Origin of the sequence: Pectobacterium sp. S5, from assembly GCF_051707265.1 — a bacterium.
Classification (GTDB): domain Bacteria; phylum Pseudomonadota; class Gammaproteobacteria; order Enterobacterales; family Enterobacteriaceae; genus Pectobacterium; species Pectobacterium polare.
The window spans coordinates 674,253-689,823 of record NZ_JAULSZ010000001.1; the positions used below are offsets into that span (position 1 = coordinate 674,253).

At 57.2% G+C, this 15,571-nt stretch carries 12 protein-coding genes; 11 read left to right on the forward strand and 1 reads right to left on the reverse strand.

Going from position 1 to position 15,571, the window contains the following annotated elements; translation table 11 throughout:
- The first annotated feature begins 59 nt into the window (after positions 1-59).
- From QWJ20_RS03125 to QWJ20_RS03140, 4 genes are all read left to right on the forward strand, one after another.
- Positions 60-1,322 (forward strand): MFS transporter, encoded by a 1,263-nt coding sequence (locus QWJ20_RS03125; protein ID WP_433991818.1) that lies wholly within the window; start codon positions 60-62, stop codon positions 1,320-1,322.
- A gap of 193 nt (positions 1,323-1,515) precedes the next feature.
- Positions 1,516-3,525: a TonB-dependent siderophore receptor gene (locus QWJ20_RS03130; protein ID WP_262252603.1), complete on the forward strand. Its 2,010-nt coding sequence runs from the start codon at positions 1,516-1,518 to the stop codon at positions 3,523-3,525.
- Between the two features lie 263 nt (positions 3,526-3,788).
- Entirely contained in the window at positions 3,789-4,541 is a 753-nt protein-coding gene (locus tag QWJ20_RS03135) for a CDP-diacylglycerol diphosphatase (protein WP_433991819.1), read from the forward strand.
- 145 nt (positions 4,542-4,686) lie between these two features.
- Positions 4,687-5,625, forward strand: coding sequence for a LysR family transcriptional regulator (locus tag QWJ20_RS03140; protein ID WP_039320420.1), 939 nt, complete (start codon positions 4,687-4,689; stop codon positions 5,623-5,625).
- A gap of 12 nt (positions 5,626-5,637) precedes the next feature.
- On the opposite strand, the gene QWJ20_RS03145 is transcribed toward QWJ20_RS03140, so the two are convergent.
- The gene (locus QWJ20_RS03145; RefSeq protein WP_433991820.1) at positions 5,638-6,774 is read right to left on the reverse strand and encodes an ABC transporter substrate-binding protein; all 1,137 of its coding nucleotides are present in this window, start codon (positions 6,772-6,774) and stop codon (positions 5,638-5,640) included.
- 237 nt (positions 6,775-7,011) lie between these two features.
- On the opposite strand from QWJ20_RS03145, the gene QWJ20_RS03150 reads away from it, so the two are divergent.
- From QWJ20_RS03150 to QWJ20_RS03180, 7 genes are all read left to right on the forward strand, one after another.
- Positions 7,012-8,625: an ABC transporter permease gene (locus QWJ20_RS03150; protein WP_433991821.1), complete on the forward strand. Its 1,614-nt coding sequence runs from the start codon at positions 7,012-7,014 to the stop codon at positions 8,623-8,625.
- Positions 8,622-9,431: an ABC transporter ATP-binding protein gene (locus QWJ20_RS03155; protein ID WP_433991822.1), complete on the forward strand. Its 810-nt coding sequence runs from the start codon at positions 8,622-8,624 to the stop codon at positions 9,429-9,431. Before QWJ20_RS03150 ends, QWJ20_RS03155 begins: the two co-directional genes overlap by 4 nt.
- A gap of 16 nt (positions 9,432-9,447) precedes the next feature.
- On the forward strand, positions 9,448-11,241 hold the full coding sequence (locus QWJ20_RS03160; RefSeq protein ID WP_433991823.1) for an aryl-sulfate sulfotransferase: 1,794 nt from the start codon (positions 9,448-9,450) through the stop codon (positions 11,239-11,241).
- 172 nt (positions 11,242-11,413) lie between these two features.
- On the forward strand, positions 11,414-12,382 hold the full coding sequence (locus QWJ20_RS03165; RefSeq protein WP_433991824.1) for an Rpn family recombination-promoting nuclease/putative transposase: 969 nt from the start codon (positions 11,414-11,416) through the stop codon (positions 12,380-12,382).
- A gap of 187 nt (positions 12,383-12,569) precedes the next feature.
- The gene (locus QWJ20_RS03170) at positions 12,570-13,403 is read left to right on the forward strand and encodes an ATP-binding cassette domain-containing protein (RefSeq protein ID WP_433991825.1); all 834 of its coding nucleotides are present in this window, start codon (positions 12,570-12,572) and stop codon (positions 13,401-13,403) included.
- Complete coding sequence (locus tag QWJ20_RS03175; protein WP_433991826.1) at positions 13,400-14,236, forward strand: ABC transporter ATP-binding protein; 837 nt, start codon at positions 13,400-13,402, stop codon at positions 14,234-14,236. The genes QWJ20_RS03170 and QWJ20_RS03175 overlap by 4 nt, the downstream gene beginning before the upstream one ends.
- A gap of 82 nt (positions 14,237-14,318) precedes the next feature.
- On the forward strand, positions 14,319-15,566 hold the full coding sequence (locus QWJ20_RS03180) for an MDR family MFS transporter (RefSeq protein WP_433991827.1): 1,248 nt from the start codon (positions 14,319-14,321) through the stop codon (positions 15,564-15,566).
- The last annotated feature ends 5 nt before the right edge of the window (positions 15,567-15,571 follow it).

Sequence of the window (15,571 nt, forward strand, 5' to 3'; positions counted from 1 at the left end):
GTCGCCACCTCGCTTGAAGCACAGGCGCTGGCGATCACGCTGCTGGATAGCGACAAACCATGACGCACAATTCGATGACTCGCTATCTGCCCTATTGGTGTTTCTATCTCCATCAGGGCATGATCACCGCACTCATTATGCAAGGCGTGGCGGGCTATTTTCGCCACGCGGGTTTGGATTTAGCGCAGCTAAGCTGGCTGTCGCTGACCTTTCTGCCGTGGATTGCCAAATGCCTGTGGGCACCGTGGGGCGAACGCCACGCGCTTCCGCTGCGCGGGAATCCCTATTTAGGCAGTCTGGTGCTGCTCCAGATCGCGATGGCGGCAACGCTGGTTGTGATTGGCGTCATCTCCCCCGAGCACTCTGTCCTCACTATTATCATTGCGCTGATGCTGCTGGCGCTGCTCTCCGCCAGCCACGATATCTATGCCGACGGCATCACGATTTGCACCACCAGCGCCGCCAGTCGCGCACTGGCGAATACCGCACAGGTCGGCGGCAGCTATCTGGGTATTTTGTTCGGCTCTTATGCGTTCCTAAGTATTGCGGAACAGGCGGGATGGCGAGGCGGCTTCTTCGCGCTGGCGGGGCTGTCGCTGCTGATGCTCATCCTGCCGCTGCGCTATATCCAGCAATCCCCTATCCAGCACAGCCAAACTCAGGATCATCAGACTCAACAAACCGCACGCCCGACGCTAAATCGTCTGACGTTTAAAGTTCTCTGGCCGGTATTGGCCTTCACGGCCATTTTCTATCTGGCGATGCGCGGCATGATGGCGTTACAGACCGTCATGCTGATCGACAGACAGCTTAGCCTCAGCCAGTTGGGCATCGTCATGACCGTGTACAGCACCGCCGTCAGCGGCGTAGGAATTGTGCTCGCCAACATCCTGATTCGCCGTATGGGCGCGCTGCGCTGTCTGCTGCCCGTCATGGTCGTGCACGCTCTGCTCGCCATTGTGCTGGCTGTAGGCTACCCGCTGTATTCATTGAACGCCTGGATCGCGCTCTTTGGCGTGGTCAATCTGGCTGCCGCAATCGGGTTTGTCACGCTATACAACGTTCTGATGGGCCTAGTCAGACCGCATCAGCCCGCTTCTGACTATGCGCTGTTCCAATCGACCGACGCCGCCGTCGCCATGATCGTGTCGATTGCTGCGCTCCAGTTAGCACATCACACGAATTACCAGACCACGCTGGGCGTGCTGGCCTGCTTCGCCGTCGCCAGCCTGTGGCCCGCCAAGCGGCTATCTCTGCGCTTTTCCCGCCTATTTTCAGAGGGTATTCCCTCGGCTACAGCAGGCCAGCGGGGACAGGATTAAGGCAGGGAAAACACGCGGAAATCTGTTGTATTCGGGTTGAAATAGACCCGATACGGGTAGCTCAAAAAATGCAAACGATTATCATTTAACCTTCGTCATTCTCTGTCTCACACGCTTCCCTTATCGTAATAAAGCGCGTCGTGATGAAAGCCGTTACGTTGACAGCGATTTTAGTCTTTTCAGGGATTTAATAATGAAAATAATGCGTCTTTATCCGCTTGCCTTAACCGGCGTGTTTCTCTCTTCTTATGCCTTTGCCGCTCAGGACGATACGCTTGTTGTCACCGCCAGCAAACAATCGCCCTATTCCGCCTCGGCCAATAACGTCTCTTCTACCGTCGTAACGGCACCGGAGCTGAAAGATGCTGGCGTTACCAGCACGGACAAGCTGACCCGCGTGATGCCCGGCCTGAACCTCGGCAATAACGGTAGCCTGCTGTTCCCCTCCATCTCACTGCGCGGCGTGTCTTCCGCCCAGGATTTCTACAGCCCGGCCGTGACGGTCTACGTGGACGGCGTACCACAGCTCGCCACCAATACCGTACAGGCACTCTCCGATGTGGAAAGCATCGAAATGCTGCGAGGCCCACAGGGAACGCTGTACGGTAAAAGCGCACAGGGCGGCATTATCAACATCGTGACTCAACAGCCGGACAGCACGCCGCGTGGCTATGTCGAAGGCGGCGTTGCCAGCCGCGACGGCTATCACGGCAAAATCAACCTCAGCGGCCCCATTCAGGATGGCCTGCTGTACGGCAGCGTCACGCTGCTGCGTCAGGTCGATTCAGGCGCGATGACCAATCCTGCCACAGGCAGCGATAATCTCGGTGGGACAAAATCCAGCGTCGGGAACCTTAGGCTGCGGTTGGCTCCCGATGGTCAGCCGTGGGAAACCAGTCTGGCACTGACAGAAGACTGTACGCGCGCCACGCAGGATACCTATCTGCCGTTTGGCGATGCTAAAAATCGGACGCTGGAGATCGCCGCGGGCGCCCCCGATCCGACATTGCGCCGCTGCACGCACAGCCAGTCGCTAAGCGGAAAATACACTACCGATAACTGGATCTTTAGCCTGATCGGCGCGTGGCAGCAGCAGAATTATGAACGTACCTTCCCGAACGGTACGCTGATGGCCGACATGCCGGAGCGCTGGAATCAGGACGTGCAGGAACTGCGTGCCGCGACACACGGTGCAGGCCGCACGGTGGATATGGTGTTCGGTCTTTACCGACAGAACACGCGTGAAAAACTCGATCTGACCTACAGCACGGCAGGTGCTCCGTTCATGAAGAGCAATGCCAATACGTCGTCGGAGACGTTAGCCGCCTACAGCGATCTGACCTGGCATCTGACTGACCGTATCGATCTGGGCGGCGGGCTGCGCGTGTCACACGATAAAGCCGAAACCCGTTACCACCAGCAGTTCTCCGGCATGAACGTGGGCGACCGCAATAGCGTCGATGACGATCAGGTGCTGGGACAGCTCTCCGCCAGCTATCTGCTGAATAATGACTGGCGTGTCTATACTCGCGTCGCGCAGGGCTACAAACCAACGGGCTTTAACTATTCACCTGCCGCCGGTACGCAGGCCATTCCGTATAGTGCAGAGAAATCGATTAACTATGAAATCGGTTCGCGCTATCAGAGCGGCGATGTGCAGCTTCAGGGCGCGGTGTTCCACACCCACACGCGTGATATGCAGCTGTATTCCGGCCCGGTCGGTATGCAAACGCTCAGCAACGCAGGTAGCGCCGACGCCAGCGGCGTAGAGATGATGCTGAAGTGGCAGTTCGTTCCCAACTGGTCATGGGATATCAACGGCACCTATGTCCGTTCTGAATTTACGGGCGACAGTGAGAGCTATCAGGATAAACGCGTGCCCTTCGTCCCGCGCTACGGTGCCGGCACCAGCCTGAACGGATTGATTGATACTTCGTTCGGCGCGTTAATGCCGCGTCTGGCCTTCAACGTAGTAGGGCCGCACTACTTCGACGGCGACAATGCGTTGCGTCAGGGCACCTATACCACGACCGACCTGCGCCTCAGTTGGCAGGCCACCGACCGGGTGAATATCGCAGGCTATGTGGATAACGTCTTCGACCGCCGCTATCGCACCTTTGGCTTTATGAGCGGTACATCAGGCTATGCGCAGGTCAACGAAGGCCGAACCGTTGGCGTGGACGTGCGGGTAGATTTATTCTGATTTTGTTCTGACTTCGGTCATGACACATTCATCGCATAACGGCCTGCCGGGATAATTTTCTGTCATCCCGGCAGGCCGTTTCTTCTTACCGCGCATGCCTCTTACCGCTTATTCCCTTTACAATCCGTTACCGATTAGGTTTTCGCCTTTGCCGCTAGGTCATATTAATGACATCGCTCCTGCACCATACTGACTCTCGCCACTTTCTCATGATCCGTTTACCCTGATGTTTTGCGCCAGCCGCATTCTGCCGGAGATCCATCATGACGCGTAATAAGCTCCTTCTCCTTCTGATTCCCGTTGTCGTCTTGCTGATTGCCGTGCTGTGGTGGTCGTTCGGCCGAGGAAACAGCAATGCACTGTGGGAGATCGTCAGCGAACAATGCGTGCCCAATCAGCAGCGCAACGGCAAACCGGCCCCTTGTCTGGAGGTTAATCTGGCAGAAGGCTACGTGCTCTTTGATGACAGAAACGGTCCCTATCACGACCTGCTGCTCCCAACGGATAAAATCAGCGGCATCGAAAGCCCCGAACTCTTGCAGCCAGGTATACCCAATTTCTTCGAGCAGGCCTGGGCGCGCCGCGGTCGCCTCTCCAGCGAGGCAGGTAAACCCATCAAAGATGACTATCTGTCGCTGGCGATTAATTCACGCTATGGCCGCACGCAAAACCAGCTGCATATCCACATTGCCTGCCTGCGCCCAGAAATTTATCAAACGTTGAATCAGCAATTCCCGACACTTTCTGGCGACTGGAAAGTGCTGCCAGCGAAAATCAACGGGCACGTCTATCTGGCAAAAATGCTCACGGCGAACGAACTGACGCAGAGCGATCCATTCAAAACGCTTGATCGCTACGCCCAGCAGCGGGATGAATCTATCGGCAAATACGGGCTCGCGATGGTCTCCACGCCAGCAGGCGAAAAGGTACTGCTCGCCAGCGGCCTTGACGTATTCAATATGAGTCTCGGGTCTGTGGAAGAAATTCAGGATTTTTCCTGTGCGCTGGCGAAATAGCCGCTGACCGCGCCAGACAGCGGCCTGCGTGCGCTGAAGGCCTATAGCAATCAATTCGCTATAAGTTATGAATTTTTGTTCATTGCGTTGCCAGCCGACCTCCGCCTAAAAAGTGGGGAAAATCGATACGGTAGGTAGCTGCAACATGCATCTGGATTTACGGCAATTACGCAATTTTCTTGCACTGGCCGAACATGGGAGTTTTGTACAGGCCGCAGAGGCCGTCTGCCTGTCGCAATCGGCATTCAGCCGCAGCATTCAGGCGCTGGAACAAACGATGGGGCATCCGCTGATCGACCGTCAGAGCCGCCGTTTTGCGCTGACGTGGCAGGGCAATACGCTGCTGCCGTTTGCGCGGCGTATGCAGGAGCTGTCCTGGGAATTGATGACCGACATGCGGCAGATCAGCGAAGCGCAGGAAGGCGAGCTAACGTTTGGCTGCGGCCCTGCGCCGTCTACTACGCTGATTCCCAAAGCCGTCGCGCATTTCCATGCCCTTCGTCCGCGCGCCAGAGTTACCTACAGCGTGGATAACTGGCAATCCCTGCGTGAGCGGCTGCTCGCCGACGAGTGGCCTTTTATCGTTGCCGATACCTGGCAGGCCGAAATGGAAACCAACCTCCACGTACAGCCATTAAGCCAGCAGCGCTGCTTCTTTATCTGCCATTCCTCGCATCCGCTGGCGCAGCAGGCAAACGTGACGCCGGACGATCTCCTGCGCTTTCCGCTCGCCTCCCCTTTTATGCCCGTTGGCATGCGCAAGGTGCTGGCGGCGTTAACGCGTCAGCCCGATTATCGGCCACAGATTCAGTGTGATCATATCTATTCCGTCTTCAGCATCCTGCGGCACACGCAGGCCATCAGCTTTGCCAGCGAGGATGGCTTTGCGCTGGGACGATTAAGTCATCAGTTGGTAGAAATTCCGCTGACGGGCACGCCGCCGGAATGGGGAAATATGCAAACCCGCTTCGGTATTGTCACCTGCTTGCAAAGAACGCTGCCGCCGCTGGCTGAGCTGATGATCGAAAGCATACTGGCGCAGGACAGGCTGCGCTCACCGGCTCCGGCACTGCCGACCCTGTGAGCGCATTCGTGATTATTTCGTGGAACTACCGCTGGCGTCATACACAGCCCAGTTCGATTCCAGCCCTTTGGCTTTCAGCGCCCGGTCAACAAACTGGTCGGCAAACCAGTCGCTGGCCGAGAACGTGTTGCGAATCAGCCCGGCGGCTTTCGCCCGTTCGATGCTGTCCTGCAAGCTGCTGAGCAGGAATGGATCAAGACGCGGAGAACTTTGGAAAGGGAGATCTTCCGCTTTCAGCTCTTCCTGAAAAATCGCCTGCGGAATCTGACTCTGTTCGGACATCAGCGCGGTGTATTCCGGCAGGTGCTGCGCATCGCCGATCCACTGCGCATTGTCCACCAGCACATTCACCAGCTGCTGCGTCGTGCCCGGATAGCGGTCGATAAAGTCCTGCGTCGCCAGCACCGCCGCCTGCGTGGTGTTCGGCCAGCCCAGCGCCCGGCTGGTGGTCACAATATTGATGCCCTGCTTACGCAACGCCAGCAGAGAGACGCCGCCCCACACCGCATCCACGCGCCTGGCCGCCAGCGCCGCTTTGCCCGCCGTCCAGTCCAGATTGATCACCCGCACATCGCGCTCGTTCAGCCCGACGCTTTTAATCGCACGCTCAAACGACAGCTGATCGGCCGTCCCCTTGTAGACCGCAATTCGCTTACCGCGTAAATCCTCAATACGTTGAATGCCCGATTCCGGTGTCGCCGCCAAATAAGAATTAGAGCCGCGTGACCCGACCAGCACCCGCGTTGGCAGGCTCCCCGAACGACCGATAACCGCCGCCAGATCGCCCAGATACACCACATCCAGCTGCTTGTTTGCCAGCGCTTCATTCACCGCTGGGCCCGCCCCTTTAAAGAACGACCAGTGAATTTTAATACCCTGCGGCTCAAATTCCTTCTCCAACTGCTGGCGAATGTGCGCCAACCCCAGTGGCCCGCGAATAAAGGGTTTGCTGCCTGCACTCTGATCCGGCAAACCAATGCGAATCTCCGTCGGCTTCTGTGCATCCTGCGGGGCGGCGTCGTTTGCCTGAACGGTGGAAACGAGCGCAGCGCCCATCAACAGGGCGGTACTTAATACCTTCATCCCCCAGCGCCAGCGGGAAGATGCCGCTATCGGCGAGGCAGTGATCAACAGGGTGGCTTGTTGCATACGGTTTTCCTTAATAATTCGTTTCATCTGTCATGAAACTAGCGAACCGTCGGCATCAGGCTTAAATAACATTTACAGGTTTGTTCAGCGGAAAAAAGCATAAATCAGGGCTGGCGGGCTCGGGCTACGCATATGCATTTATTGCACGGCGACCATCGCTTTATTGCATTGGCGTTCAACGTCGAAACCTGTTTTTTATTCCCTATTCATCCAAGTGAGATGGTTTTCGGGAATAAAATGAATAAGTCGATACCGCTGAAAAAAACCACGATCGTCTGGCCTTCTCTGCCGATAGCGCGGGCCTATTCTCTTGTCGTGCCACTAGTCGTGTCGCTTGTCGTACCACTAATCGTGCCGCTGGCAGTGCTGGCCCTGTGGTATATCAGCACCCACTACGGTTGGATGCCCGCCCAGATTCTCCCAGCTCCCGATGTCGTCGCTAAAACTGCCGTCGAACTCTGGCACAACGATCTCCTGCCGCAGCTTTTTATCAGCCTGCAGCGGTTGGCTAGCGGCCTGCTGGCAGGCGTTCTGGCGGGGACGATACTTGGTGCACTGATGGGCGCCTCGCGCCGCGCCGAACACCTGCTGCACCCGACGGTATACGCGCTGGCACAAATTCCAACGTTGGGCTGGATCCCGCTGTTTATGGTGCTGTTCGGCATTGATGACGGTTTAAAACTCGCAGTCATCATCAAGGCCGTGATTATCCCGGTGACGCTGCATACGCAAACGGGCGTGCGCAACGTGCCGCATGCGCTACAGGAAGTCGCTCGCACGCTGCGCCTGCCGTGGCATCAGCGCCTCATCAAATTAACGCTGCCCGCCGCGCTCCCCACTTGGTTAACCGGCTTACGGCTGGCTCTCTCGCAGGCGTGGGTATCGCTAATTGTGGTCGAACTGCTGGCGTCGTCTCAGGGCATTGGTTACCTGTTGGTGTGGGGACGTCAGCTGTTTCAGTTGGATATTGTGTTTGTCTGTATCGCCGTCATCGGGTTGGCAGGGCTGACGATGGAGTGGGCAATCAATCAAATGGAACGCCGTCTGGTCTTTTGGCCACACCCACCGCTCAGTCGCTTAACTACCGCACCGTCTCGCCGTTTATCTGCGCTGGTTTTACCCTTTCTGCTTCTGCTGCTCTGGCAGCAAGCAAGCCGTTTTGGCTGGATCGACCCGTTGCTGCTGCCACCGCCCGCTGATGTGTGGCATATGCTGCTGCAAGGCGTGCGTGACGGTTCGCTCACCGAGGCAATGCAAGCCAGCCTAACCCGCGCGCTCGCCGGTGCAGTATGCGGCATTGTCGCGGGGCTCGTGTGCGGTGTGCTGCTGGGGCTGAATGCCACCAGCGATGCCCTCTTTACACCCACGGTCGCGACGCTGCGCCAGATCGCGCTGTTTGCCTGGCTACCGCTGCTGACTGCCTGGGTTGGCAACGATGAAGTCGGGAAAATCACGTTTGTCGCACTGGCCTCATTCTTCCCGATGCTGGTTGCCAGCCATCGCGGTATTCGCCAGCGTTCTCAGGCGTTACAGGAAGTCGCACAGGTACTGCAACTCCGTCTCTGGACCCGCCTGCGAGTGCTGATTCTGCCGGGTGCCGCACCCGCAATCTTCGCTGGTTTACGTCTGTCGCTGATTTACGCCTGGCTTGGCACCATCGGCGCGGAATATTTCATGTCATCCGGCACCGGGATCGGCAGCCTGATGATCAACGCCCAGCAGCTGCTGGATATGCCCTTGATTATCAGCGGCATGCTGTTGATTGGATTAACGGGCGCGGTGCTCGACCGCGTCGGATTAGGTCTGGAACAGCGGATGACGCGCTGGCGTTCCGCAGGAGAAATCGCATGACATCCACAACCCTTGACGTATCACCGCCGGTGGTGCAGTTCGATCGGCTTCGTAAACAGTTTCGCGTACAGGGCGAGGCGTTAACGGTGATTGAGGATTTTTCCCTGTCGATTCATAGCGGTGAACTGGTGGCGATTGTTGGCAGCAGCGGCTGCGGCAAATCCACGCTGCTGCGCATGCTGGTCGGTCTGGACAACGACTATCAGGGACGCGTGCTGGTCGAAGGAAAAACCGTGCGTGGTATCGGACGTGAGCGCGGCATGGTGTTTCAGGAACCGCGCCTGTTTCCGTGGCTGACAGTACGACAAAACATCGCGCTCGGGCTGGCGAATGAAGCCATCGACGACAAAGAGCGGAAGCGCCTGATCGACCACTTTATTCAGCTCGTCCATTTGCAGGATTTTGCCGATGCCCTGCCCGCTCAGCTTTCCGGCGGCATGGCACAGCGTGTGGCTATCGCACGTGGGCTCGTCGCCAATCCACGCATTCTGATGCTGGATGAGCCTTTTGGCGCGCTGGATGCGTTGACCCGCCAGCAGATGCAACAGGAGCTGCGCCGCATTCATCAAGCGGAAGGCACCACCACGCTGCTGGTCACCCACGACGTCGAGGAAGCGGTCTATCTCGCCGATCGCGTCGTTGTGCTGGCCCCGCGACCGGGCCGTATCCGCCAGATTGCGACGATTTCGCTGCCGCATCCGCGCCAGCGTGACAGTCAGGCCTTTCACCAGCAGAGCAGCGAGCTGCTCGCCTTGCTGACGCAGCCTGCCGATACGGCTGCCGACTTCTCTTCTCTGAACACGTAAATACTGGAGCACCATTATGGGACACCCTTCCGTCTACCCGACCGGCACAACGATTTACAACCCGGAAAAAGCCTGGGGCGGCTACACCGTCTTTCAAGCGCTGGAACGTGGTGCGGTACTAGTGGATATGAACGGCACCGAACTGCGCCTGTGGGAAGGCCTGCACGGCTTCCCCAACAAAATCCTGCCCGGCGGTTACATCCTCGGGCACAGCGGTGAACGCGACTCGCGCTACGGCATGCAGGACATGGTCGACCTGATTCAGGTCGACTGGGACGGCAATGTCGTCTGGAAATTCAACGGCTATGAGCACATTACCGATCCTGACCTTCCGCCAGAATGGATGGCGCGCGTCCATCATGACTACCAGCGCAGCGGTAATCCGGTAGGCTATTACGCACCGGGGCAGGAACCTCAGTCGATCGGCGGCAACACGCTGCTGTTGGCGCATACCAACCTGCACAATGAACGTATTAGCGACAAACTGCTGCTCGACGACACCATCATCGAAGTGGACTGGGAGGGCAACATTTTGTGGGAATGGCGTTGCAGCGACCATTTCGATGAGCTGGGCTTTGACGACGACGCGAAAACCGCGCTGTACAATAATCCTAACCTACGCAAAAGCGGCGGCGGGATGGGCGACTGGATGCACATCAACTCCATGTCGGCACTCGGCCCCAATCCGTGGTTCGATCAGGGCGATACCCGTTTCCACCCGGATAACATCATCTGGGACGCGCGCGAATCCAACATCATCGCCATCATCGACAAGCAGAGCGGCAATATCGTCTGGCAGCTTGGTCCGAATTACAACACGCCGGAACTCAAACACATTGGCTGGATTATCGGCCAGCATCACGCACATATGATCCCTGCCGGCTTGCCGGGCGCGGGCAATATTCTGGTGTTTGATAACGGTGGCTGGGCAGGCTACGGCGCGCCCAATCCGGCATCGGCTGACGGCGTGAAAAACGCCTGGCGTGACTATTCCCGCGTGCTGGAGATCAATCCGATAACGCTGGATATTGTCTGGCGCTATTCGCCGTACGAAGCGGGCATCCCCCATCCGACCGACGCCTTCCGTTTTTACAGCCCGTACATCAGCAATATCCAACGTCTGCCGAACGGCAATACGCTGATTAACGAAGGGGCAAATGGCCGGCTGTTTGAAGTGACCGTCGATCACGAGATTGTCTGGGAGTTTATTTCTCCCTACTGGGGCAAGACGGTGAACACCAACATGCTGTACCGCGCTTACCGCGTGCCTTACGAGTGGGTGCCGCAGTTGCCGCGCCCACAGGAAACTCCGGTGATTGCCCCCGACAACACCCAACTACGTCAACCCGGTGCCGCCGCCCCCGGCTTCGCCAGCGTGGTTCATATCGACGGCACGCGCCCCTACAAAAAAGGCGGCGATGCCCTGTGCGTCGCGACCGACAGCGAAGACCTCAAGCGCAGTCCGAAGCTCTTTGCCGTCAACCGTGAGCGTTTTGCTCCACTTACCGCCGACGACTGGCCTGAGCTGGCAGCCCAACCAGGCCCACAGCTGCTGCTGGTCGGCGCAGAGCGCTGCGTCCACTGCAAAAGCCTCTATCGCCAGTTAGAAGCGATTCTGGGTAATGAGGAATACCGACAATTACCAAGCCATTATCTGGACGCCGATCATCACATTGCGCTAGCGGAGCAATTGGCGGTCAGGACGCTACCGACCCTGCTATGGCTCGTCAATGGTGAAGAACAGGCTCGCCTGAACGGCGCACAGCAACCCGAACGCCTGCGCCAGTGGCTAGCCGCACAGCAGAGCTAAACCTCCCCCTGAACGCGATCTCGCTCCCGGTGAGATCGCGTCGTTACTTTCGTTTCTCACTTTTCTTGCGTACATCCTTCCATACCGACGCAGTTGTCCTCCGCGCGTCTTCCCTGCCCGTATCTGCTTCTTTTACCATTGCCTACAGATTATTCAGGGACGGAAAAACAGCATGGCCGCGCATGATGCGATTTTTAAACAGTTTCTCAGCGATCCAGCCGTTGCAAAGGATTTCTTCGCCATCCATCTGCCAGAAGAAATCAGGACTATCTGCGATTTCAGCTCGCTACAACTGCAATCGGCCTCTTTTGTTGACGAGGAATTACGCGCAAGAATATCGGATATGCTGTACTCAATTCAGACCACCGCAGGGCAAGGTTATATCTATTGTGTGATTGAGCATCAGAGTCGCCCAGAAAAGCTGATGCCATTTCGCCTGCTGCGCTACGCGCTGGCGGCCATGCAGCAACACCTCTCTCAAGGCCACGATACGTTGCCGCTCGTCGTTCCTTTGCTGTTTTATCACGGCCAGCGTAGCCCTTATCCCTATACGCTGCGCTGGCTCGATGGTTTTGCTGACGCTATTCAGGCTGAGAAACTCTACAACGCCTCCTTTCCTTTGGTTGACCTCACGGTGATACCGGATGAGGATATCAAGACGCATCGCCGCGTGGCGCTGTTGGAACTGGTACAAAAACACATCCGCACGCGAGATATGCTGGAACTGGCGCAGGATATCGGGCTATTATTTGAGCGCTGGCAGGTACCGCTGCCACAAAAAAGAGCGATACTGTTTTACATCGCCCGGAGCGGCAACACCTCAAGACCAGCAGAGTTTATTGAGGCCGTCGCGCAGTCTCTGTCAACGGATCGGGAGGCGATCATGACCATCGCACAGCAGCTTGAGAAAATCGGGTTTGAAAAAGGTATCAAGCATGGCATGCAGCAAGGGATACAGCGCGGCATGGAACAGGGAATACAACATGGCATGGAGCAAGGAATGCAACAAGGTATGAAAGCCAGTGCTCGAAACATTGCTCGCCAGCTTCTGCTTAACGGCATGGAACCTGCTCAGGTTTGTCAGATTACTCAGTTGAGCACGGCGGAACTGGCACAGCTTGTTGACTCATCGAATGAGTAGGCTCTAAAGATAGTCCGCACCTTCCTACAATCTATTCTCCCCTCATTTTTTCATCATCGACGTGGTCGTTAAATAGACTGCGTCGATGCGCCAATTTATACGTTCTGGATCACATTTCCTTTGCATCACCTCGTTGTATTTTGTTATGTTATTACATATCGATTTACACTAACCCTATACGTTATCCATGATCAACTGGAACAGACACACAGACGCCATTCTTCAGGTAGAGAACCTGAGCCTGTCTATTGGTGGTGAAACCAAAGTCAGCGATATCAGCTTTACGCTGTTCGCGGGTGAACGTGTCTGTTTACTCGGTGCATCCGGCTCTGGTAAATCCCTCACCGCCAAAGCGGTAATCGGCACACCGCCGTCGGGCTGTCAGGTTCGCGGCAGTATTCGGGTGAATGGCGAAGAGGTCGGTCGGCTGAAAGCGCTGGCACGCCCACCCGTTAGCCGCGTCTCTGCCGTGTTCCAGGACTCCGCAACGGCGCTCAATCCCCTCATGCCGTTGGGAAAACAGCTGTCTCTGGCGTTGGAAGCCACCTCTTCCGCTGAGCTTTCTGCCCTTCTGGCTGCTATGAAGTTGGATGATATTCCCAACCTGCTGCAACGCTATCCTGCCGAACTGTCCGGCGGTCAGCGCCAACGCATTTGTATTACCCTCGCTCTACTCGGCAAGACGCGCCTGCTGGTGGCGGACGAACCCACAACCGCGCTCGATGTCATGACCCAGCAGCAGGTATTGCAGGTCTTACAGGAACGTAGCGTGCAGCCAGATGCGCCCGCCCTGCTGTTTATTACGCATGATATCGCCGTTGCCGCCCAGCTCTGCCAACGTGGCCTAGTGATGGAAAACGGGCGAGTCATTGAATCTGGCAGTATGCAGCAACTACTGAATGCACCACAGCAGCCGTATACCCGCAGTCTGGTTGCTGCTGCTCGTCGCGCTGACACACTTTTATCTGACACTCGGTTATCCGACAGGATGTTACCCGCTGCCGGAGCGCTCGCTGGATGAACCACCACCTGCATGCGGTTCCCTCACCGTTTTTAAGCCTTGAGCACGTTAGCCGCTATCGCCAGACGTCACGTTTGCCGTGGCAAAAGGCCGATCCTGCCAGTGCGATTTTTCACGACCTGTCGCTGAACCTGCAACAGCACGAACGCGTCGGGCTGGTTGGTGCGTCCGGCTGTGGCAAATCCACGCTGCTAAAAACCCTGCTCGCGCTTGAAGCGCCGCAGAGTGGCGCGGTGTACTGCGACGGCAACCTGATTACGCCCGGTTCGGTGCGTTCGCTGCTCTGGTATCGCCGCCGCGTTCAGTACATTCCGCAGGATCCAGCAGGCTCGCTCGCGCCGCGTCAGCGCGTCGCCGATCTCCTCATCGAGCCGCTGAAGCGACTCCGCCCTGATGAGATCCGTCACGCTAATGGAAATCATTCTGCCCGCCTGGACGAAGTCATGGATCAGGTAGGACTGAGCGTCACGCTTCTGGATAAGGTCGCCGGACAGCTTTCCGGAGGACAGGCACAGCGTGTCGCGCTGGCGCGAGCGTTGATTGTTCGACCCGAATTTTTACTGGCGGACGAGCCCGTCAGCGGTCTGGATTTGCCGCTGCGCGAACAGATTAAAGCCCTACTTCAACAGGTCACCGAACAAAACAAAATGGGTTTGCTGATGGTCTCGCACGACATTTCCATGCTCGCCGGGCTATGCGACAGAATGCTGGTCATGGACGGCGGACGCATTATTGAAGATCGCCCCACGGCAGAGGTGCTGGCTTCGCCGCAGCAGGCACACACTGCCCGTCTGTTGCAGGCCGTACCCGCGCTATCAACGTCAGGCTATTAGCTCGCTGAAAACGCGCTTTTTACCATAAAATATCGCATCAATAACACATTCCCGTAACGGGCTTTTTATAACGGATCATGACATGTCAGACCTTACCGCCAACCACGCACCACGGCCTTATCCCCCGTTGCTTCTGGGTAGCCAGCTTGTTTTCAACATTGGCTTTTATGCCGTCGTGCCGTTTCTGGCCATTTTCCTGCGCGACGACATGCTGCTTTCCGGCTGGGCCATCGGACTGGTGATTGGTTTACGCACCTTTTCTCAGCAGGGCATGTTTTTAGTCGGCGGTGCGCTGGCTGACCGCTTCGGTGCACGCGTGACCATCCTGTGCGGCTGCGTCGTACGTATCAGCGGCTATCTCCTGCTGGCGTTAGGTGACTCGCTGTGGCCGATCATTCTCGGCGCCTGTCTGACCGGTGTCGGCGGTGCCCTGTTCTCTCCCGCCATTGAAGCGCTGATGGCACAGGCCGGTACGCAAAGTGAAAAAGAGGGAAAACGCAGCCGCTCCGAGTGGTTCGCCCTGTTTGCCATTTGCGGCGAGTTAGGCGCAGTGCTAGGGCCGTTGCTCGGTTCGGTGCTGGCGGGATACGGATTCCAGCGCGTGGCACTAGCCGGTGCGGGCGTGTTTGTGATTGCACTCATCATCCTGTTTTTCAGCCTGCCGCCAACGCAGCGCAATCGGGGCGAATTACAGATTGCTCCGTGGTGGGAAACCTTCCGCCAGCGCCGCTTTGTCGCGTTCATCATTGCCTACAGCGCTTACCTGTTCAGCTACAACCAGCTCTATCTGGCGCTGCCGGTCGAACTGCATCGCTCCGGCAGCAGCGAGAAAGATCTCGGTCCGCTATTTGTCCTGGCTTCACTGCTGGTGATCGGGTTACAGCTTCCGCTGGCGCGTTTCGCCCGCCGGGTTGGTGCGGCACGTATGCTGCCACTGGGCTTTGCGCTGCTAGCTGCCTCGTTCTTTAGCGTCGCGCTGTTTGCCTCCAGCACTCCGCCTGAAGGCTGGCAGCGTCTGCTTCCTGCCATCTCGCTGATTACGCTGCTGACGCTGGGTCAGATGCTGATCGTTCCGGTCGGGATGGACCTTATCCCGCGCTTTGCCAACAACCAGAATCTGGGTGCGCACTATGGCGCGCTGGCGTCGATGGGCGGTATCGCCGTTCTCGTCGGTAACTTTATACTCGGCAGCCAGCTTGACCGCGCGCTGACACCATCGCCACAGGCCGCCATTCCGTGGCTGTTGCTCGCCGCCGTGCCGTTGTGCAGTTCGCTGGCGATGATGGTCATCTGCCGCCCGTTTAAATCCGCTTCAACCGTGAATGAATAAGGACA